Raw genomic sequence first — 18371 nt, forward strand, 5'->3', positions numbered from 1 at the left:
AAGAGGCCGCTTACTTGGCTGTTATGTTCAAAGACAAGCACGCAAGCTTGACGGCTTGCCATGTGCTGATCAAAGAGTTGTGCCGCATAGGCCGCCTGAAACGGATAATCAAAACCAGCTGCCCGATGACTTTCACGCAGCAGGTGAATGCAAGCCATCTTGTCAGAGTGTGTTGCGTGCCGGATCATCAAAATAGCCCTAAAAACTTCTTGCGCTTCTTCTGTGTTGGCACTTTGCCCTTTTCCGAGCCCCACCAGATTTCCCATTCGGTGGCCGTATCAGCATCGGCAAAGAAATCATCATACGGATCTCGCAGACGCTGTGTGGCATCTGATCTGGTATCGGGGTTGGAACGGGTAAATTCCTGCGTATGGCTGACACAGCTCAGCGTCACACCACCTTCTTCACCCTCAGCCGGTGTTTTGATGTCTATCTTATCAACGAAGCCGACAAATCGGCATTCAGCAGGTGCCACCATTTGTTTGGTGCTCGGATCAAACAAACCGCGATAGACTTCAACCCGCGCTTGCTGGCAATCATAATCACGCACAATGCGCTCAACACGCTCATGCACCTGTGACAGCCGAATCCTGATCTCTTGCACGGAAAGATTGGCAACCAGCGGGATATCGTCAATCACAACGAGACTGCCAGTTCCATACCAATCACGCGTGACAGGCAAGCCATTATCGGGATTGATGACAGCGGCAGAGACATTACCGACATCGGACCACAAACCTTCTGTCTGCTGGATGCCGCTCGAGCGATTACGGGCAACGATCCATAAGAAGTCACGCGCCTCCAAGGCACGCGCTTCAAGCGCCGCCTGATTGGCCGCTGAAATATAACGCATTATTCCTACCTGCTCTCTATCGCTTGAAATGTGATAGATCCACGACCGGTTCCGAGTTCTGCGGTGCTGGTTAAGGTTTCTGGCACCATGATCATCTTACAGCTTGGCCGAACAATCTTTACCGGATCGTTGACTTTCGTCTCCGGCCATAAGTGAGGCCGGATTTCCAATTCGGAACCAACAGCAACAATTTGATGCAGGTTCCTCGTTCCAATCTGGATGAAATCACCAACCGTAAAGCTATATCCGGCTGGTACACCAGAAAAAGCCACTGCCTGCCGACCGGAGCCAAAGGCTGCCAGCTTCATATTTACAGTATTACCGATACCCTGCCCTTTAGGATAAGCAATCGGATAACATCGGCTTGTCGGTCGCCCTAAGAACTCTTGCAAGCCGCCCTCAAGCAACTTCAATCTTGCTCGCCATTGATCAAGCTCATTCGGACGCATGTTGCGCGTCTGATAGGTCGCTATCCACAATGGCGAACCTAAGTTCTTAATCAGCGTCACACCTCCCGCTGTACGGCTTAATTCTTGCCGATATTTAAGGTCAAAATCAGTTGACCACCCAGGGAAAGTGACGAGGAAGTCAATTGGATATGTAACCATCAACCCAAACTCACATTTGAATTCTGTGCTTTTCTGATTGTCTGGATAACCCGTGACGGCAACTCACTTTGCATCCTAGCCAGCTGCTTTTCCAATCGAGCAAGGCCTTCATTATCAGCTCCGCGAGCATCAATCTGGATGGAGACCGGAGCAGATACAGAGCCACCACCGGCTGGCTGCGCTTTTAGGACAGGCATAGTCGGTGCTTTCAAGGCTGGCATCGCAACAGCACCACCAGCTGAATAGCCACGCATACCACGACGCATTGCCTCAACAGCAGCAACGCCACCCGCTCGGGCAACGTCCTTCTGCGACCAGACGACCTCGCCCTTGTGAACAACGCCAGCAGGCTGATTAACGCCCCCCGCTCCGGTATAGCCGCCGTCTGCAAAGCCGATTGCTTTCATTGCCCCCGTGAGCCAACCGCCTGATGCTGTTGCGCCGTTAAACAGCTTATCAAAGGCGCTGTTTAAGATCATTTCAGCCAGCTTTTTAAGAATGCCTGACAAAGCATCCTGAAGGCTGCTCGCACCTGTCACAGCATCAACAAAACCAGATTTGATAGTGTCCGCAAATTCAGCCGCTGCTCGCTCTGCATCGGATTGCGCCTCCTGAATCTTACGAAGCTCATCGGCTTGCCTTGCATAAGCTTCCGACACCGCATCAATAGACGATACCTGCTCAGGCGTAAGTTTGATATTCTCCCAATCCTTATCGCCTTTTTTACGAGCTTCTTCACGCAGACGCGAAAGCACGTCTTGCTCTAATTCAAGAGCCGTGCGGCGCTTCTCCTGCTCAACAAATGTCAGGCCGGTGATTTTGGCTTCTTCAGCCAAAGCGGCAGTACGGTCTTTGACTTGCTGAGTGATTTGGAAGAAATAATCATCTTCTGTCTTTTTAGGCGCTTTTTCTTTCTTAGGCTTCTTACCTTCAGCTGAGCGGGCTGCATCTCCGGCTAATTGTGCAGCTGCTATTTCTTTAATTTGAGCTTCAGTTAGCTTGCGGCCATCCTTTATAGACTGCGCACGAACCTGAGCAATTTTAGCCTCAAGATCATATTGCGCTTTGCCTAAAGCAGCTCTCTGCTTAGCGCTAGAAACATACTCACTATTGAGCTCACGCTCCTCAATCATAGTCTGGCGTGCGCGTGTGCGACCGCCGCGACTGAATGAAGATGAACCTTGTCCAGCTGCGCGAGCCATAGCCCCGCTAGCTTTTTCGGCCTCTTGATATAAGACTGACACCTTGCCAATCAGGCTATCAAGACCAATAAGAGTTGTGCTAAAACTGAGGCTACCTAGCGTTGCTAAAGCCGTCCGAGCATCGTCAGCACCTTCGCCTGTGTCGCGCAGCTTCGTGAGGGCATCCTCTAAGTTCCTGCGCTGCTCCGATGTTATGATCTCACGCTTTTCAAGTCGATCAAGATCGTCGATGACTGCATTCAACTGCTCTTTAGCTGCGTCAAGTTCCGGCATCGCACCAAGCTGTGAGGCTCGGGCGTTAAGAGCCTCCATTTTCGCGGCTGTGCGATCAAGGTCATCAGCGAGTTCTTTAACTGAATCGCTAACTGGCGTTGTTCGTAATGCGTCCATACGCTTACGGACTTCACCTGCAGTAATTTGCGTAGTCTGCAACAGAGTGATTAACTCTGATATTTCCTTTTTAGCCGCGGCATCAGCCTTATCATCCCATAATGAACCTCGGGCATCAGTTTGCAAAGCGTTAAGCTCATCGCCAGCGCCACCGAACTTACCACCTGTGCGTAGTCGCTCTATCTCGTCAGCTATAGATCTGATTTTCTGGGCTGCTTGGGCGTCGCCAAGCTTAATTATTGAATCTGCTGCATCATCAATGCCAGAGGCAGATTTTTTAGCGAGTAAACCAAGGCTAACTAGTTCTTTCTCGAACGCCTCAGACTTTCTAATTGCATCCGAAGTGTGCGATGAATACATCGCTAGGGAGCCAACGACAGCGCCGCCAATAACCATGCCAACTGGTCCAGCAGCGGCGCTTAATCCACCAAATGCAGTTGCTAACCCGCCCATAGTGCGCGCTGCCGCTAGTGTGCTAAGAAAACTCTTAAGAGCTGTGCCAGCAAGGCCAAGTGTGCGGATCATTTGCGCGAGAGAGCGGCCAACTAACACGCCAGCTAAGATCGCAGCGACCTGCAATCCTGCATCCGCCACTTTATCAAAATTATCAGCAATAATAATCAAAGCGTCAGCAATTTTAGCTGAAACACCAGTCGCACTATCGGCATTACCAACATACTCAAGCAAAGCATTATTTAAGAGCGTGAAGCCATCACCAATTGTAGCGGGCATAGATTCCGCTTCTTTGCGCAACTTCTCCATCTGGCTGGAAAGGGCATCCACCATCACACGACCAGTAATCTTGCCTTCGGCTCCAAGCTTGCGTAATCCGCCCACCGTCGTACCAAGGCCAGCAGCCAATGCCTCAGCAACTCGACCGCCATCAGCAAGAATAGTGTTGAGGTTTTGGCCTTGCAGCTTGCCCAAGCCCATTGCTTTAGCGAGTGCGTCTTGAACCCGTGCGGCTTTATCGCCCTTAGCACCAGAGACAACCAGTGCGTTGTTAAGCGCCTCTGTATAATCAAGAGACTGATCAGTGCTGTAACCCAACTCTTGTAGGGCTGTACTGTTCGCAAGGTAGCTTTCCGTGGTTAAACTTAGGTCTGAATAGGTACGTCTGGCCATAGTGCCCAGACGATCCATCACCTCGACACCCTTTTCTTGACTACCAACAGCAAGGTTGACGCGAGACGTTAAGTCCGTCCATGTGTCCGTCAACTTGCGTAGTTCATTCACACCAAGAGCAGCGCCGACACCAGCAACTCCTGCCTTCAGCCCATTGAAAGACCTCGAAAAAATACCGTCCAGTTTTTTATTCATCTGAAGTGCACGGCGCTCAATTGCATTGAATTGCTTGTTCGCCACGCCTTGCTGACGCGCCAATGATTTCTCAAAGCTTTTAAAGTCAGCGGAAAGCTGGACAACCAGCTTTTCAATGTCTGTTGCCATACGCTACAATGTCCTGATAAGAAAAAAGCCCGCGTTGGCGAGCTTTGGAGGTGGGATGAGATTTTTAATCGGTGCGGCTTGCGTCGCCGTCATAGCCTTCGTTGGCTATTATTTTTGGGACAGCAAGAACGCTCGGCAGGAGTATGCCGCTTCATGCAATTCCATGATTCAAAATGGCGCGCCAAATGAAACGGCTAGTGACAAACGCTTGGCGAAGAAACGGTTGCAAGATTGTATCAATTTTATTGAAACCGGCAAACTACCCTAGTTGCCTTGCCTTACGCGCCCAATAATCAACGCCGTGATAGCTACAGCCGACTTTTTCAGCGATTTGAGTCTTACTGAGACCGGTGCCAAGTAAGGCTAAGATTTTATCACGGTAAGGCGCAGATTGATTTGGATGTCCAATAATTACGGCCATCCTTTTTACTGGTTCATGTTCAATTTGCATCGGCTGCATTGCAGTGGACTGCATTGCAATGGATTGGCCTTGTTCAATAACCATGCCAAGTACGGCCACGCCATTTTGCATTATTCTGCCGCATGGCGACCGATAGCGCTCTCCTAACGCAAATCTCTCACCCATTGGCTTGTAATCACTGGTTGTGGGCTCAACGTATTCTATTTTGATTACACCATCGTGTCCGAGCGTCACTGCCCTGCCAGCACCATCAAACTTATGGATATCGACAAAAACCGATTCCCCATTAATCACCATTGCGCACATATCCGGCATCTTAGGCTGAATTTTATCTGCTACGGCTTCTAGGCGGCTTGCGGTGCGGGATAGTTTAATTGCGGTATCGACTGGTGTAGATGTGCGGCGTTTGTGTTTGCGTACTTCAATTGGTTTTTCGATTCTACCGCGACGGTATTCCATGAACGCAGTAATTATTTGATGGCGAACTTCTGGCGCCTTGGGTGCATCTGAACGTACAGCTGCTAAAATGCTTTGCCCCTCGTTGAGCCAAACAACTTGGCTTGGCCTCCCGCCCTTTTTAGTAGTTTCGTCCACTGTGGACGAAACCTCACCGTACCTTTGAAATTCTTCAATGTTCCGCTCTACAAGATGGCGTAACTTATGATGCTGCTTCATGCCTAATACAAAAGCTAAACGCTTGTGGCTAACTCTCTCTTCATCGTCTTTGACAAGACTAATATCTGCAACAGTAATTGAATCTATGTTATTGATTCTGACAGCTTGTTCCATAGGGTGCAATCCTTGGTTCGGGTTAGGCCAGAACAAATACTCGCAATATTTGTTTTGGCCGACACCATGTATATACATGGTATATTGCAAGACTGTCAATACATGCTATACACTCAGGCATGGCACTTATTAATGATAAACAAATCCAAATGCGCGCATCCGAAGAGTTTATTCGGTCAATTGACGATTGGCGCCGTAAACAACCCGACCTTCCAGCTCGCGCAGAAGCAATCAGGCGCTTAATCGAACTTGGACTTAAGTACGATAAAGAGAATAAGGGCTAGACACTTTTATAGTATATTTACTCTCATCTATACTACTTGATACACAGCCATAAAACATGGCATACCCTCACCGTTATAAATGGCGGGGAAAGTAGTGGCTTATTTTAAGAAAAAAAATTATAGGGGCACCACCTATAGCTTAGATCACTTAGATCCGTTTGCATTTGTGATTTCAGAGAATGAAGTCGAATTTCGGATATGGGTAGAATTTAGCTGTCATTGCTTCACTGAAGAAAAACAAGTCTGGCACGCCCCTGACACCATCTACCAGCATGAAAATGAAATAAGGGCTTTTTGCACTCAAAGGCACAATTACTCTCGTAGACTTCCAGCATTAACTAGAAGTATAAATGAACGATCAGTGTACTTCGGCGAAGAGTATAATTTCTTCTCAATAAGTAATACTGATTTACGAGGCAATGGCCCACCGTATTTAATTTTCTTTGACGTTTATAAGTCACACAACAAAAAGAAGGGGAACGCCATTCTAAAAATACGTAGCGCCTACATAAAACCAAATATGACTGAAAGGGCAGCTCCCGTGTCGTTTTTCGATTTAGTTCAGTCAAAACTTAACAAAACGTCTTTAACACCAGGAAGAAGAGTAGTCATAAAAAGAGAATAGCCCCCTCAGGAGCTATTTCTGAACCATCAAGTGGTTCTCGTGATTCTATCCACCTTGCGCCCTCCCAGAGGGACTACCATTTCTAGTAGCGCAACAGTTCCTATTGCTTTTCAGCTCAATCACCCAGGTTCTGTATAGACATATAACTACCAAGTCTCGAAAAACTAGTCAACGAAAAAATGGCACATAAAAAATTATACAGCCTAGATAAAAAATACTTCCCTGTTTTTCAATCCGGCTCCGTCAATATGTCTTTCATTCTTCTCTGTGGTTACAACTACATCCGACTTCCCGCTCATACCTTAGTCTCTCTCCCACCCGTTAAACGACTCGCGTCATATGGAGGCGTTAACAAGTGGGAGAAATTAATATGGCTACTTATGCGATTAGCTTTAATTTAAAATACGACGACAGTTACTCTACCCGGTATGACAGCTTTATGAAGGCGATCCGGTCGTTCCCAACGGTGTGGGAAGAAACGACATCATTTGCATTAGTTGAAAGTAGCCGGTCTCTGGAAGAGGTAGAGAGACTTCTCTATTTAACAGACTTCAGTGTTTCCAAAGACAAAATGCTGGTCATTAACGTTACAAGCGATGCTTGCATTGCAAGAGGAAAAATCGACTATCCCTCAACCTTACGCAAATTAATGCCCTCTATCGTCATCAAATAATAGGGAAGTAGCTCTGGTGTACCTGCACCGGTACACCAAGCAATTTTGCAAAGCGCATCACAAGATTGAGGCGTAGTCTCTTAATATTCATCACATCATCCTTTCCCAAACATTGGTTACTCCCCCAGCCACTCCCAAAGTTCGTCTTTTTCTTTGGTTGATAAACCCTGTTTATCTTCGGGCGTATTCGCTTTTACATAACCATCAACAGCGGCCATAAACTGCCACATGGACATTTGCCGGACCTGCTGGGGCGAGAAGCCTAAAGCTGCTCCGTTTCCATAGACGGCGGCAAATCTGATTTTTCCATTGGGGAGGCAGTCGAGTTGCTCTCCGTCTGACTTGCCGCTGGCGGCTCCCCCACTGGTTCCTCAGCTGCGCCCTGAATAGCTGCTTGTAAAATAACTGTGGCGAACAAAAGGTTCTCCGCTGGTGGACGCTTTTCAATATAGGTTCGAACAAGCTTTGTTGCAGCAACCGGTTCAAGCCCGCCACCGATAAGACCTTGCCGGATCACATTCGAAATATCACCAACTAGGCATTGCTTGGTGAATAGGCGTTCAAGGATCACCCACGGGCCAGCCTCGCAAGCCTCTTGCAAGGCTTCCAATTCGCCCCATCCGAGGCGGAAGGTGTAATCACCATCCGCCCATGTGAGTTCAATCTTTGCGTCGCGGGTCATTATGGCGCCACCGTTTCAACCATTTCACCATCAGACTGCATGCTGACGTTGAGTGTGACAGTTTGCGAATTTTGCGCTGCAATTTCCACGTTTTCCACCTGCATGAAACCAGTCCATGTTACGGTCTCAGTGGGCAGCTCAAGCTCAATTTTAACAGGAATAGAATCCACGCTCTTCCAAGCGGCGAGCCATGTCTTCAAGCTATCCACTGCAAGAACGCCCTCTCCACTGATTGTCATAGAAAGGCTTGATGCGTCGCGCCCAGTCCAATCCACTTTATCAGGATCGTCACAATCTGGTATCTGGATTTCTTCAAGGCTTTTATTCAGACTCATTGAACGCTGAGTGAACCCACATGGAGCACTATAAACGGTGGGTGTTTCATCATTGCCGAGAAGAACGCGGAACTTACCGCCCTTGATAGTTTTTGCTTTTGCCATTACGGCCTCCATTGGCCTGTAACGGCCTTAGTGTTGTGGTGAATTACGGTTGCTCTACCGTCGCGGTATAGCGAATAGAGGCGTGATTTATATTGCCGTCCTTGATGTAGTCCGTGCGCCAATAATCAAAGCCCACAAGCGCGTTGACCGTAAGCGGTGGCTCCCAGCCTCTCAGCGCTTTTCGCACAGCATCAGCAATATCGCGCATTTGCTTTTGCGCTGGCTGCAACGACCAGACGTCAAGTTGGAAGACGATATCGTCTGCATAGATGCAATCCGCATTCGCCTGCTCAGCGCTCGTCGGGCCGATACTGATATATGGGAATATGCTAGGCGCAACCTGCCCTTTATCATCGGTGGGAGGGTTATCGTAGCTACGTTGGCCTGCAAGAGCCACCAATGGCGCATAAGATCGTAAACGCTGAATGATAGCGCCTTGGAGCTCAAGAACTGGATCCATTCGCCGCCACCTGTTTTGCTGCTTTAGTGATAGCTCTGCGTACGCGGGATTTTACTTTTTTCTGATTGGCTCGCCATGAGACATAGAAAAATGGCTGCGCTTTAGTTCCTGGATGCTGTGCACCCTTGAACATGCCTCCTGCAACGTGCGGGGCTGTCCCAAATTCGACCAAATGCGCGTATCTGACTTTGGAATTGCCGGCGTAAATAGTGATTGTTAGATCACCAGCCAATGAGGACTTAGCAACCGCAATGGCTTGCGCGTATTTGGGCTTTTTACCCCAAGTCCAGCCGATGCTGTCTCGTAGATCGCCATTATCGATGGGCGCAAGGCTTTTCATCATCTCAACGATTTCGTTGGCGCCCTGCTCCATTGCCTGCTTGATAGTAGCCTTGGCAATTTCAGGCATACGCTTGAGCTTGCGCTCAAGACGAGCAAGCCCAAGGATTGATGCGCTTCTAGCCATCCTCACCCTCAACAACCAACATTTCGAGATATGCGCCGCGCTCGTCTGGATTGACGACCGTCTTGATACCAAACACGCGGTTTGGTTTATCGTCAGTATGTCCGGCTCGCGCATCATACGCCCGCCATGCGGCAGTGATTTGCCGTGTAGCGCTGCTTGCACGCACAGTCAGATTATATGGCTGCCGCGACACCAAACGTGCGGCAATGACGCTTTCTGCACTGCCGCCAAATTTTGGAGCAAGGCGTGCTGGCACGGTGAACTGGTCAACCCAATCGCCGCGAGTTCCACCAAAACCATCATCCACGTCTTCACGACGCTGAAATGTCAGCTTGCAATTTAAGCTGCCCGCGCCACTACGATTTGCCATTTACAGCCTCACGCTTTGGTGTCGGCAACTTCTCTGCTTTGCCAGCCTTCATGGCAGCTTCTGCACATCGTCTCGTTACACTCATCTCCATACCTGCGAGGTATGCGATGGTCACGCCATAACGAGGCGACCAATCGAAGTCAGATGTAAAGCGGAGCCAAGGCATTAACCTGCTCCTTCAAGCGCCTTAATCCGAGCTGATAGCGCGACAAATGCAGCTTGCAAATTTACAGCCGCGGCTAGACCGCTTGCCGCATCAGCTGTGACCGCGTGATTGTGGTTGCCCGCAGATGCAGTTGTTGCGGTTGTTCCAACAGTCGGAGGAAAAATTTCGGGCTTACCTGTAACGTCAGCCCAAGCAGTTGAGCTGCCACCATCGCCTTCCAGCCCCTCCACTTCGGCGCCTTCTTCAATGACAAGTTTGCCACCTACAACCAGCGTATCGCCGCCCTCAGTGAAATAATTCTTTGTAGAATATGTCATATATCCTCCTAGACCGACATTCGCCGGTATGGGTCAATCAGCCGTGTGGCCGTTGGAATCTCGGTGTGGATTGTTCCGGTAATGTCGGATTCTCGATTTTCGTACATGCTGGCGGCTTGCAACATTATAGCCGCGTCAAACTCAGCATCTGCACCGTCGGGAACTGCATCCCGCCGAACATAGGAAAGCGCCCATGCCTTACCGGCATCTAAATATGTCTGTATCAAATCATCTTCGTCATCAAATTCAACGCGGAGATGCTTTTTGAATTTCTCTAGCGTGACCGCCATGCTACCTCCTATGGAAAAGGGCGCCTAAGCGCCCCACCATGATTAAGCAGCAACCTTGTGGTAGCGGAACAATGTCGGGTCAACGACACCGCCGCCAACACGTTTCGTGGTGTAGAACTGCACGAATGGCTTGTTGGTGTATGGATCGCGCAAGATGCGAATACCGGTGCGGTCGATAATCAGATAGCCTGAGAAATCACCGAACACGACTGGGATCGCACCTGCCGCAATATCCGGCATTGCTGCCATCTCGGTTACAGGGAAACCAAGCACGGTTGCTGGCTGACCAGACTGCAAGCCAGGCTGCCAGATAAAGTTGCCGTTACCGTCTTTGATTTTACGGATAGCACCCTGTGTCTTACGGTTCATTGCAAATCGAGCAGCAGGAGTGCGCTCACTTGGCAGATCGTAAACAAGGTCAATAAGACCATCCAGCGACAGCTCGGCGGCCTTGCCAGTTTTAACCTCTGGGATTGCGCCCCATGGGTGCGAACTAGCAGCCGTATAGGTAAGCAACCCCTTAGGCTTATCGGTACCGTTTCCAGAGATAAACGCCAAGCCTTCCTGATAGGCGAATTCAGTCTCGACTTCACCGGCGAGCCAGCTTTCAAGATTGATTTCAGAGTCATCAAGCAATCGCTGCGTTGCTGCAGGGTTGGCATAGATTTCGCCAGTATTGAACTTAACTTCTGCAAACTTTGCAGTTGTGGTTTCAGGTCGGACATCAGTTTCGCCAACCCAGCCGGATGCTGTCGCACGATCATTGTACAGCTTTGAGAAGCCGTTGCCGCTGATTGTCTGTACGGATGCAATTTGGCGCATTGGTGAAACAGTCTTCAGCTTGTCGATGATGGAGCGATCCCACTCAGTAGGCGCAGTATAGCCGCCTTCTTCTGGTACACCGACACTCATACCCGCCTTAATCGCTGCGGCGGAAGCAGCTTCAAGGCCAGCCTCATCGCCTTTACGGAAGAAGCGATCAAACGCCTGAGCGTATTCGCTCTTGCCTTTGTGTGGCTCGCCAGCTCCACCAACCATGAGCGCGCCAAGCTTTGAATTGGCATCGTCGATTGCAGCGGTAAGCTTGCCGACTTCATCGTTGATCCGGTCAACTTTTTCAGTACGCACCACATCTTCCTGACCCTTACGAATGTCAGCAAGTGCAGCATTGTGCTCGGCCTTGAATGCTTCAAAGGCAGTACCCTGTTTTTCAATCAGAGCGGTAATAGCAGTAGTGTCCATTATTGGACCTCCAGAATAGAAAGATTGTTGGAAAGTGCTGCGGCAACAGCCGCTAGGTCGGGTCCACTGTCATCTCGACCAGCGGCAGGAGGCTGCACATCACGCGCACCAACCTTCAGTTCAGAAATAGTCGTTTTGGCATCCTTGGCGGATGCGCCTGCTAATCGCAGTGCTCGTTCGGCTTGCTTTTCAGCACGAAGCGCTTGAGCCTTTGTGTTCGGCTCCGACTTGATGCGGTCAGCAGGTAGTAAATCAGTGGCAAAACCAGCATCGATAGCCGCCTGTCCAGAAAGCCATGTTTCGGCATCCATCATTGCGGCCACTGCCACTGCATCATTACCGGTGCGCGCCTCGTAAACCGATGCCATATTGGCGTCGAACTGCTCCATGGTCTGGGCCATTTCTGCAAAGTCACGACGGTTGCCAACGGCAATCGTCCAGCAGTTATGGATCATGATCGAGCTGGATGCGCCGATTTCGATAACGTCACCGGCCATGGCAATGACACTGGCGGCACTGGCGGCAACACCAAGAACCTTGACCTTAACGGTCAGGGAATGAGCGTCGGCGTGGTCGCGAATCTTGTTATAGATCGCAACGCCTTCAAACATGTCACCGCCGGGTGAATTGATATGAACTTCAAAGTCTTGTCGGCCAATTGACCGCAAGGCAGCGTCAAGGCGTTTCAGCGTAAACCCGCCACCAGACCAGAAATCCTCACCGATAACATCATAAATTGAGATAACATTTTCGCCGACCGCATCTGCCGAAAGGATGGATGAATCCCACCGCTCCAGCACAGCATCAGGCGTGCGTGCGCTGATGCCAGCTCGCACTGGCACCGCAATTCTAGGTAAATTCATATGGTTTTATTCCTGTGTCGGCGCAGTGGCGGTAGACGGCTGAGTGCCAAGTGGCTGCATATTCAGCGGCTCAAGATACGTATCACCGCCCTCAATAGGGTCCATGTCTTCAAGCGCACGGATGTCATTTGCGGAGAGGAACCCGCTACTTCGACCAATGGCGTACGCTTCGTAACGCGATTTAGTATCGCCCTTTAGAAGGGCAGCATTATTGAACCTCGCATACAGATCAGGCTCATTTTCATCAATTAAGTCACGGGCAATGGCTTGCTCCCACATCGTGAGCCAGTCCTGCATCGTATAGGTAACAAAGCCGATACCCATCTGCTCAATGCCTGTGCCCCAGCTGGAAGCTTTATCGTTAAGGCCAACCATGTGCAGTGGGACACCGAAGTACATCGCAATTTCTGCCAACGACTGAACGCGAGTCTGAATGAACTGCGCGTCTACAGATGTCATGGCAAGGCGCTCGTAAGACATACCCTCTTCAAGGACAAGATCGCGGCCTTCAAGCCCGCCACCTTCACGGTAATAATCCAAGCTTTCTCGAAGGGCGACAATGCCCTCCTCGTCTAGCTTACCAGGATGCTTGAGAACGCCGCCTGTGCGTGTGCCATTGCGGAAGAGTGATCCTGCATGCTTTTCAGTTGAGGCTGCAAGACCCATGGCTTCACGCGCATAGGTGATGACCGATAAGCCGGTGATGCCGTCGAATGTCATGCCACGCAAATGCAGCATTCTATCTTGCTTAAGAATGGTTCGCTGGCCCGTTGGCAATGTCACGGTATAAGTCAGGCTAAGGTCACGCTCCTGCTTCACCTCAACGTTGTCAGCATTAAGCGGGATTAGTTCAACGACCTTTTTACCGGACGTTACTTTGTAAGCATATCCATTACCCCGCAGCAAGACGCTCATTTGCAGCATTCGTCTAAACTCAGACGGCGTTTGCCATTTATTCGGTTTGCGACGCAGAATACGCCACAAGTCATGGTCATCAGCATCTAAGCGCTTGTCGCCAACGCGTCTTTTTAAATCCAACGGTAGGGTTGCAACGTTACCCGAAATCAAACTAACGCAGCGCCATACCGCCGAAATCTTCATGGCGTCATCAGCAGATACGTTGGCACTGCCTATCGACTGACCAGCCAGATAATCTGCCAGCGAGCCGCTCGCCATATTATTCCATGACGGGCCAACAGAAGCTGGCTCTCTTCTTAATGGCGATGACTGTTTAGCGCCGCGCCACCAATCTTTAAAGCCCATGCGGCCCTCACATAATTAAAAGGCCGCGGCCTTTGCGGTATACGGATTCTTTTGGTGCTGCTGGCGTATCCAAGGCCCCACCAACAGCCATTGCCAATGCAACAGCAGCATCGATGCGAACCGACGCTTTTGTTTTTACAAACCACCGGTTATCTTGGGCGTCTCGATCGAAAGTTGCGCCCATAAGAGCGGTCATAAGCACAGGATTCCGGCGCATCCTAATGCGCCCGTCGATAATCATATCTTCAAGTGCAGAAACAGATCCCGGCATCCACAATCCTTGAGGTGGTGGTAAGCCCGCAGCTTTAGCCGCCTCGACCTTTTCAGGCTCTGGCCTTGCTCTAATCTTACCACCCTGCGGATGCGCGACATGCACGACTTCCACACCTAATGCCTCAAGCTCCTCTCGAAACTTGTCATAAGCGTATCGGTCGTATGCAATGGACTGAATATCGAACTCTTGATCAAGTTGTTGGACGCGTGACGCAACAAAGTCGTAACGAATGCGTTGCCCAGCAGGCGCGTTCAGCCAGCCTTGCTGCACCCATAAATCATATGGGGCCTTGTCAGCAGCGGCTCGAGCCTTCAAAGTGTCGCCCGGTGTCCATGCTTCTACCCATGCATCGAAAGTAGGCAGGCTAACTGTGCTGCCATCCTCGCGCTCCATCTCTTTGAAACCAGTTGGCACTACACACGCTAGCACGGTCATATCGCGACTACCCGACAAATCCACACCCATGAAAACATGCTTTTCAGCATGCTCTAACTCTGGTTCGAAATCATCCATTACGCTTTCGACTGTCTCGCGAGGCATCCAAGCCTTATCGGCATCTGTCCAGCAGCAAAAATGCAATCGCAAAATACCGTTCAGCTTGCCCGGCATTTGTTTTGCCTGAGCTACGACACCGGCTAAATATTCTTGTGTCAGGATTACGCCCAGAAGCGGATTAGCTTTTTTCCAACACGTTGGATCTTCGAGCGGATCGTCATCCTTATCAAGCGCACAAACCCAAGCGAAAGTCGTATCATCGATGACTTCGCCAACATATGTAAAATCATCATCGGGTGTTTGTGTGCCAGCGGCGACACGTACGGCATGCTCATGCTCTTCCCAGCAGATACTATTTTTGTCGCTACCAGAGTTTGTAATCATTAATAGCAGTGGCTGGCGTCGAAATTTAAAGCCACGCTCCAGCATTTCCATGGTGGAACGGTCTGGATGCTCATGCACCTCATCGCAAAGCGCGAAATGAGGGCGCGGCCCAGATCCTGATTTGCCTGAATCCTTTGAGATAGGTCGAAAAAACGACTGAGACTTGTGGTGAGCAATATTGAATTCTTTACCCATACCACCGCTGAATTTCAGTCGCTCGACTAAAGCAGGTGCAGCCCGAACCATTTTAACGGCGTCTTGAAAAAGGATTCCAGCTTGCTCTTTCTTGGCAGCCGCTGCGTAAATCTGAGCGCCAGCCTCATTATCAGCAATCAGGCCATAAAGGCCAACTCCGCCAGCAAACGGGGATTTACCGTTACCCTTTCCTTCTTCGATGTAGGCACGGCGAAAACGTCTTGAACCGTCCTCGCGCTTCCAGCCAAACAAAGATCCAAGTTTAAATGCCTGTGATGCATGAAGTTGAAATGGACGACCCTCAAACTGGCCTTCGTTAAGTTTTAAACGCTCCTCAAAGAAGCGAAAAACACGGTGCGCCGCAGCTTCATCAAAATGCAAACCGCGTTCACTTGCTTTTTCCAAATCATCAAAATGCCTTCTACAGGCATTACGCACATGTGGTCCAGCTACTTCAACACCTGAAAGAACCGCGCGCGCATAGTCGTTAATACGCTTAAGTGCCGGCCCCTCAATCAAGGAGATCGTCTTTTTCTTCGTCGTCACTGGCAATCGTTACCTTACTTGCATCGGATGGCGTTGCGCCCATTTGACCAAGCATCTGACGCAAAAGGTTCATGGCTTGAACGCCAACCTCCTGCCCCGCCATGATGCGGCCTTGAATGTTTGACGCCATGCCAACCAGAATGCGGTGCGATTCAGTCAGCCATGGAATTTCTTTTTGGAACAGAACCCACGCGGATTTCGCTTTGTTGTCGTCGCTGTCTTTGAGCCACTTCGGCGGAGCGCCTAATGGGCCATTCGATGATGGTTCTGAGCGGTTTTTAAAGCGCTGCGGGTTCTTTTTGTCGCTAGCCTCAACAGCCGCCTTGGCTTGAGGCGTTCTAGGCCTCGCCACGGCACTCTCCATTGTATAAGGGTCATATTTTGAATTGTGGATGCACGTTCGTTCGTCCCCAACCGGTCCGTGAAAATGAAAAGCTTTAGACTTTGGGGCTAGCCCTACCCTAGAGGCCATCCATCGACCCCGAAACGAATGACCGTCTGGCCTCGTTCTTCACGCTGCTTGTCACTGTCATGGCATTTCTTGCATAATGGTTGCAGGTTAGCTTCATCCCAGAACAATGTCTCATCACCCTTGTGAGGCGTTACATGATCCACAACAGTGGCAAGCTCGACTTCACCTGCTCTTTGGCAATACAGGCAAAGTGGGGAATGGGTCAGAATGCGTTCACGCAATCGTTGCCAGCGGGCTAGTTTGTAGAGGCGTTGCCAAGGTCTAGTCGCAGGAGCCATCAGTAAAGCCTACTGGACCGAAGCCATCGACCGTAACGATATGTGTGTCCCAGTTAATACGAGCATCAAATCCGTAAGCGGTCACGCGCACAATGCCATCCAAGGAGAACGGCGATAACTTCTCCAACCAAGTCCTTACAAGACGTTCAAGCGCTGGTCGATCCGCTACATCAACAACCGTTGCCATTGAATCCGCCAAGCTGCCACGATGGAATCGAAACTTCATGTCACAGCTACATCAATCAACTTCAAAAGATAAGCGGCGCATGACTTACCATAGTCTGGCTCAACGCCATCGTCTTGCTGTTTGAGGTATTCGCCAACGGTTTCCCACTCACGCTCAAATTGCTCTGGGCTTTCTGTATAGCGACGCATCCATTCGTTGAATGCTTTGGCTACAGCATAAGCATCGAAATGCTCTGTCATTATGTTCTCCTCAGAATACTAACCCGCTTGGGTGCGCATGCGTCAGAGGCGTTGCGGGTTTTGTTGATTTGGTTGCGGAGACGGGACTTACACCCGTGACCTCCAGCTTATGAGGCTGGCGAGCTGCTGCTGCTCTACTCCACTGAAATGGTCAGGAAAGCAGGGCTTGAACCTGCAACCTCTCGCGTCCAAGGCGAGAACTCTACCGATTGAGCTATTTCCTGTAATTGGAGCGGGCGACCGGAATTGAACCAGCCTTGACAGATTGGAAGCCTGCTACATCGCCATGATGACGCCCGCGTATTTGGTGGAGTGCGTGGGACTTGAACCCACCTCAACAATCTTGCAAGGATCGCGCGCTTACCCTGAGCGCACCCCAAAAACTTCAGCGGCAGCCTCAACCATTTCTGGGAGACTGCCGCACAAACGCCAGCATCGCGGAGGAGAAAGACGCGCTACGGGCGGATAGTAACCCCACCAGCATGGCTGGCAGGAGCGGCTCTTGTAACCGCATAGAAATAGAAAAGGCTCGCTTCGGCGAGCCTTAGTAATTAGCCTTCCCCGTTATAGGGGCACTGAGGGGAAATCGTTGAGCAGATGCCTTATGCGACCATATCACTGTCATATACAGCGCCGGAAACTGCGGACAACCCACGAAAAACTAATGCCTTCCCTGCCTCAGAGGCCGACCTGCTTTTAAATCCTTCCTTTGCTCCAATGTCAGCAAACGTCTGGCCTCCCAGCACCGCATCCTCAAAAGGTTCAAGCAATGGCCCTAGTGCTGCACGCAAGTGAGCCAGTAGTGGCGCGGTATCAATCCGTTCAATCAGTAACTCATCAGTCATTTTGAAATGAAGGCTTGCTGTTCTACCTGTCGCTGACACTTTCGATCCACCATTTTCACCTTCGAAGTAAGCATCAACGCTTATGCGCTGTTTCTGTGTAGCTGGGAGGCTGTAGGCTCCACGACTTTTCCTGATCTTGCCTGTGTATTCGATATCGCCGCCAGCAACTATGTTTTCCTTCCAGCCTTCAGCAGCAGCTTTATCTACCTCCTCAATACCTTTCATGCGCCGGCTTTCTTGTGCTGCATAGAAACCAGCATCATAACCATAATCCTGACCTTTGAGCGCTTCGGCCTCTGAAATCGCCACTAAGCGTCGATATTCCATTACGACTTCGATGTAATGATAAAGCTTATCCCGACGTAACACTGCAAGTAGCGGGAAATCCTCATTGTCATTGGCAGGTATAGCCGGGTCGCCAATGGATTGACGCTTTTGAATTCGACGGCGCTGAGCCTCCATTGCTTTTCTTTCTTGTTTTTCACGAGCCGTACGGTCGAGATAAATCACATTGTTTGGTTTGTTCACCATTAAGCGGCCTCCTCGTTCAAAAGATATGAAACATAGACCCCGTCAATTGCGTAAAACTCATATACGTCACGG

Annotated in this window: 23 protein-coding genes, 4 tRNA genes and 1 pseudogene; 3 read left to right on the top strand and 25 right to left on the bottom strand. The window is 50.1% G+C overall.

What is annotated here, in order from left to right; translation table 11 throughout:
• The 4 genes and pseudogenes from JNC77_RS14845 to JNC77_RS14860 all read right to left on the bottom strand — a co-directional run.
• Positions 1 to 188, bottom strand: a pseudogene (locus JNC77_RS14845) (GNAT family N-acetyltransferase); the annotation flags it as partial.
• Entirely contained in the window at positions 188 to 853 is a 666-nt protein-coding gene (locus tag JNC77_RS14850) for a hypothetical protein (protein ID WP_374833887.1), read from the bottom strand. The pseudogene JNC77_RS14845 and the gene JNC77_RS14850, both read right to left, overlap by 1 nt.
• A 5-nt stretch (positions 854 to 858) precedes the next feature.
• Positions 859 to 1461, bottom strand: a complete 603-nt coding sequence (locus tag JNC77_RS14855; protein ID WP_374833889.1) for a hypothetical protein — start codon at positions 1459 to 1461, stop codon at positions 859 to 861.
• Entirely contained in the window at positions 1461 to 4502 is a 3042-nt protein-coding gene (locus JNC77_RS14860; RefSeq protein ID WP_374833891.1) for a tape measure protein, read from the bottom strand. The genes JNC77_RS14855 and JNC77_RS14860 overlap by 1 nt, the downstream gene beginning before the upstream one ends.
• A gap of 55 nt (positions 4503 to 4557) precedes the next feature.
• Between JNC77_RS14860 and JNC77_RS14865 the strand changes: the two genes are divergently transcribed.
• Entirely contained in the window at positions 4558 to 4770 is a 213-nt protein-coding gene (locus JNC77_RS14865) for a hypothetical protein (RefSeq protein WP_374833893.1), read from the top strand.
• Here JNC77_RS14865 and JNC77_RS14870 read toward each other — a convergent pair.
• Complete coding sequence (locus tag JNC77_RS14870; RefSeq protein ID WP_374833895.1) at positions 4762 to 5712, bottom strand: Rha family transcriptional regulator; 951 nt, start codon at positions 5710 to 5712, stop codon at positions 4762 to 4764. The genes JNC77_RS14865 and JNC77_RS14870 overlap by 9 nt on opposite strands.
• A 363-nt stretch (positions 5713 to 6075) precedes the next feature.
• Here JNC77_RS14870 and JNC77_RS17665 point away from each other — a divergent pair, with 363 nt between their 5' ends.
• Positions 6076 to 6621 (top strand): YjaZ family protein, encoded by a 546-nt coding sequence (locus JNC77_RS17665; protein WP_510186621.1) that lies wholly within the window; start codon positions 6076 to 6078, stop codon positions 6619 to 6621.
• Positions 6622 to 6991: 370 nt separating this feature from the next.
• Positions 6992 to 7294: a hypothetical protein gene (locus JNC77_RS14875; RefSeq protein ID WP_374833897.1), complete on the top strand. Its 303-nt coding sequence runs from the start codon at positions 6992 to 6994 to the stop codon at positions 7292 to 7294.
• 262 nt (positions 7295 to 7556) lie between these two features.
• Here the strand turns inward: JNC77_RS14875 and JNC77_RS14880 are convergent, their stop codons facing one another.
• The 20 genes from JNC77_RS14880 to JNC77_RS14975 form a co-directional block, all read right to left on the bottom strand.
• On the bottom strand, positions 7557 to 7976 hold the full coding sequence (locus JNC77_RS14880; protein WP_374833899.1) for a gene transfer agent family protein: 420 nt from the start codon (positions 7974 to 7976) through the stop codon (positions 7557 to 7559).
• Positions 7976 to 8416, bottom strand: coding sequence for a phage tail tube protein (locus JNC77_RS14885; RefSeq protein ID WP_374833901.1), 441 nt, complete (start codon positions 8414 to 8416; stop codon positions 7976 to 7978). Before JNC77_RS14885 ends, JNC77_RS14880 begins: the two co-directional genes overlap by 1 nt.
• Before the next feature lie 43 nt (positions 8417 to 8459).
• Positions 8460 to 8876: a DUF3168 domain-containing protein gene (locus tag JNC77_RS14890; protein ID WP_374833903.1), complete on the bottom strand. Its 417-nt coding sequence runs from the start codon at positions 8874 to 8876 to the stop codon at positions 8460 to 8462.
• Positions 8860 to 9342: an HK97-gp10 family putative phage morphogenesis protein gene (locus tag JNC77_RS14895; protein WP_374833905.1), complete on the bottom strand. Its 483-nt coding sequence runs from the start codon at positions 9340 to 9342 to the stop codon at positions 8860 to 8862. The genes JNC77_RS14890 and JNC77_RS14895 overlap by 17 nt, the downstream gene beginning before the upstream one ends.
• Entirely contained in the window at positions 9335 to 9712 is a 378-nt protein-coding gene (locus JNC77_RS14900) for a head-tail adaptor protein (protein ID WP_374833907.1), read from the bottom strand. Before JNC77_RS14900 ends, JNC77_RS14895 begins: the two co-directional genes overlap by 8 nt.
• A complete protein-coding gene (locus tag JNC77_RS14905) occupies positions 9699 to 9878 on the bottom strand; it encodes a hypothetical protein (protein ID WP_374833909.1) in 180 nt (59 codons plus the stop codon). Before JNC77_RS14905 ends, JNC77_RS14900 begins: the two co-directional genes overlap by 14 nt.
• Positions 9878 to 10195, bottom strand: a complete 318-nt coding sequence (locus tag JNC77_RS14910; protein ID WP_374833911.1) for a hypothetical protein — start codon at positions 10193 to 10195, stop codon at positions 9878 to 9880. The genes JNC77_RS14905 and JNC77_RS14910 overlap by 1 nt, the downstream gene beginning before the upstream one ends.
• Positions 10196 to 10203: 8 nt before the next feature.
• A complete protein-coding gene (locus JNC77_RS14915; protein WP_374833913.1) occupies positions 10204 to 10485 on the bottom strand; it encodes a head-tail connector protein in 282 nt (93 codons plus the stop codon).
• Between the two features lie 42 nt (positions 10486 to 10527).
• The gene (locus JNC77_RS14920) at positions 10528 to 11727 is read right to left on the bottom strand and encodes a phage major capsid protein (RefSeq protein WP_374833915.1); all 1200 of its coding nucleotides are present in this window, start codon (positions 11725 to 11727) and stop codon (positions 10528 to 10530) included.
• Positions 11727 to 12590 (bottom strand): head maturation protease, ClpP-related, encoded by an 864-nt coding sequence (locus JNC77_RS14925; RefSeq protein WP_374833917.1) that lies wholly within the window; start codon positions 12588 to 12590, stop codon positions 11727 to 11729. The genes JNC77_RS14920 and JNC77_RS14925 overlap by 1 nt, the downstream gene beginning before the upstream one ends.
• A gap of 6 nt (positions 12591 to 12596) precedes the next feature.
• Positions 12597 to 13853, bottom strand: coding sequence for a phage portal protein (locus tag JNC77_RS14930; RefSeq protein ID WP_374833919.1), 1257 nt, complete (start codon positions 13851 to 13853; stop codon positions 12597 to 12599).
• A 7-nt stretch (positions 13854 to 13860) separates the two neighbouring features.
• On the bottom strand, positions 13861 to 15747 hold the full coding sequence (locus tag JNC77_RS14935; RefSeq protein ID WP_374833921.1) for a terminase large subunit: 1887 nt from the start codon (positions 15745 to 15747) through the stop codon (positions 13861 to 13863).
• Positions 15713 to 16099 carry a hypothetical protein gene (locus tag JNC77_RS14940; RefSeq protein ID WP_374833923.1) on the bottom strand — a complete coding sequence of 129 codons (387 nt, stop codon included), beginning with the start codon at positions 16097 to 16099 and terminating at the stop codon, positions 15713 to 15715. Before JNC77_RS14940 ends, JNC77_RS14935 begins: the two co-directional genes overlap by 35 nt.
• A gap of 104 nt (positions 16100 to 16203) precedes the next feature.
• Positions 16204 to 16497: an HNH endonuclease signature motif containing protein gene (locus JNC77_RS14945; protein WP_374833925.1), complete on the bottom strand. Its 294-nt coding sequence runs from the start codon at positions 16495 to 16497 to the stop codon at positions 16204 to 16206.
• Between the two features lie 222 nt (positions 16498 to 16719).
• The gene (locus JNC77_RS14950; protein ID WP_374833927.1) at positions 16720 to 16923 is read right to left on the bottom strand and encodes a hypothetical protein; all 204 of its coding nucleotides are present in this window, start codon (positions 16921 to 16923) and stop codon (positions 16720 to 16722) included.
• A gap of 69 nt (positions 16924 to 16992) precedes the next feature.
• Positions 16993 to 17067: transfer RNA gene (locus tag JNC77_RS14955), tRNA-Met, on the bottom strand.
• A 4-nt stretch (positions 17068 to 17071) separates the two neighbouring features.
• Positions 17072 to 17147: transfer RNA gene (locus tag JNC77_RS14960), tRNA-Pro, on the bottom strand.
• Between the two features lie 4 nt (positions 17148 to 17151).
• A tRNA-Gly gene (locus JNC77_RS14965) sits at positions 17152 to 17223 on the bottom strand.
• A gap of 5 nt (positions 17224 to 17228) precedes the next feature.
• Positions 17229 to 17301, bottom strand: a tRNA-Ala gene (locus tag JNC77_RS14970).
• Positions 17302 to 17525: 224 nt separating this feature from the next.
• Positions 17526 to 18299, bottom strand: a complete 774-nt coding sequence (locus JNC77_RS14975; RefSeq protein WP_374833929.1) for a hypothetical protein — start codon at positions 18297 to 18299, stop codon at positions 17526 to 17528.
• Positions 18300 to 18371 lie beyond the last annotated feature (72 nt).

The organism is Paenochrobactrum pullorum, from assembly GCF_041929845.1.
Lineage (GTDB): Bacteria > Pseudomonadota > Alphaproteobacteria > Rhizobiales > Rhizobiaceae > Paenochrobactrum > Paenochrobactrum pullorum.

Bases quoted from the DNA above. Each gene is read 5' to 3' on its own strand.
- JNC77_RS14925 (WP_374833917.1), bottom strand. From the start codon at position 12,590: ATGAATTTACCTAGAATTGCGGTGCCAGTGCGAGCTGGCATCAGCGCA.
- JNC77_RS14950 (WP_374833927.1), bottom strand. From the start codon at position 16,923: ATGACAGAGCATTTCGATGCTTATGCTGTAGCCAAAGCATTCAACGAA.
- JNC77_RS14920 (WP_374833915.1), bottom strand. From the start codon at position 11,727: ATGGACACTACTGCTATTACCGCTCTGATTGAAAAACAGGGTACTGCC.
- JNC77_RS14975 (WP_374833929.1), bottom strand. From the start codon at position 18,299: ATGGTGAACAAACCAAACAATGTGATTTATCTCGACCGTACGGCTCGT.
- JNC77_RS14875 (WP_374833897.1), top strand. From the start codon at position 6,992: ATGGCTACTTATGCGATTAGCTTTAATTTAAAATACGACGACAGTTAC.
- JNC77_RS14945 (WP_374833925.1), bottom strand. From the start codon at position 16,497: ATGGCTCCTGCGACTAGACCTTGGCAACGCCTCTACAAACTAGCCCGC.
- JNC77_RS14860 (WP_374833891.1), bottom strand. From the start codon at position 4,502: ATGGCAACAGACATTGAAAAGCTGGTTGTCCAGCTTTCCGCTGACTTT.
- JNC77_RS17665 (WP_510186621.1), top strand. From the start codon at position 6,076: ATGGCGGGGAAAGTAGTGGCTTATTTTAAGAAAAAAAATTATAGGGGC.
- JNC77_RS14855 (WP_374833889.1), bottom strand. From the start codon at position 1,461: ATGGTTACATATCCAATTGACTTCCTCGTCACTTTCCCTGGGTGGTCA.
- JNC77_RS14890 (WP_374833903.1), bottom strand. From the start codon at position 8,876: ATGGATCCAGTTCTTGAGCTCCAAGGCGCTATCATTCAGCGTTTACGA.
- JNC77_RS14905 (WP_374833909.1), bottom strand. From the start codon at position 9,878: ATGCCTTGGCTCCGCTTTACATCTGACTTCGATTGGTCGCCTCGTTAT.
- JNC77_RS14885 (WP_374833901.1), bottom strand. From the start codon at position 8,416: ATGGCAAAAGCAAAAACTATCAAGGGCGGTAAGTTCCGCGTTCTTCTC.
- JNC77_RS14910 (WP_374833911.1), bottom strand. From the start codon at position 10,195: ATGACATATTCTACAAAGAATTATTTCACTGAGGGCGGCGATACGCTG.
- JNC77_RS14930 (WP_374833919.1), bottom strand. From the start codon at position 13,853: ATGGGCTTTAAAGATTGGTGGCGCGGCGCTAAACAGTCATCGCCATTA.
- JNC77_RS14895 (WP_374833905.1), bottom strand. From the start codon at position 9,342: ATGGCTAGAAGCGCATCAATCCTTGGGCTTGCTCGTCTTGAGCGCAAG.
- JNC77_RS14880 (WP_374833899.1), bottom strand. From the start codon at position 7,976: ATGACCCGCGACGCAAAGATTGAACTCACATGGGCGGATGGTGATTAC.
- JNC77_RS14850 (WP_374833887.1), bottom strand. From the start codon at position 853: ATGCGTTATATTTCAGCGGCCAATCAGGCGGCGCTTGAAGCGCGTGCC.
- JNC77_RS14865 (WP_374833893.1), top strand. From the start codon at position 4,558: ATGAGATTTTTAATCGGTGCGGCTTGCGTCGCCGTCATAGCCTTCGTT.
- JNC77_RS14900 (WP_374833907.1), bottom strand. From the start codon at position 9,712: ATGGCAAATCGTAGTGGCGCGGGCAGCTTAAATTGCAAGCTGACATTT.
- JNC77_RS14870 (WP_374833895.1), bottom strand. From the start codon at position 5,712: ATGGAACAAGCTGTCAGAATCAATAACATAGATTCAATTACTGTTGCA.
- JNC77_RS14915 (WP_374833913.1), bottom strand. From the start codon at position 10,485: ATGGCGGTCACGCTAGAGAAATTCAAAAAGCATCTCCGCGTTGAATTT.